The organism is Maribellus maritimus, from assembly GCF_022267315.1.
GTDB lineage: Bacteria > Bacteroidota > Bacteroidia > Bacteroidales > Prolixibacteraceae > Draconibacterium > Draconibacterium maritimum.
Map to the genome: position 1 here is coordinate 1 of NZ_JAIKLE010000181.1, position 374 is coordinate 374.

A 374-nucleotide genomic window follows, 5' to 3' on the forward strand; every position below is an offset into this window, starting at 1 on the left:
GAAAGAAATTCATTTTCCTTTGTTCTGAGCCCAACGATTCCTGATGGGATAAAACTTACCAATGCTGATTTCGCAAAACTAACCAACGATTTCCTGGAACGGATGAAACTGAAAGGACAACAGCATATTTCGTTTTTGCACAATGACAGGGATCACAAACACCTGCATATTTTTGTTAACCGGATTGATTTTAACGGTAAAGCATATAAAGACAACTATATTAGTAAAAAGACCCAGCACATTGCTGAAAGTATTGCCAAAGAGCGGGGATTCACCACTGCAAAAGAAATACAACAACAGAAAGAAGAAAGACTGAGGAACCAAATAATCAATGCACATGAAAAAGTTTTGCCTCAACATCCGAAGAGCATTTT

Annotated in this window: 1 protein-coding gene; it reads left to right on the forward strand. The window is 37.4% G+C overall.

What is annotated here, in order from left to right; all coding sequences use genetic code 11:
- A partial coding sequence (locus K5G00_RS29595) for a relaxase/mobilization nuclease domain-containing protein (protein WP_238770270.1) occupies positions 1 to 374 on the forward strand: 374 nt, incomplete at both ends.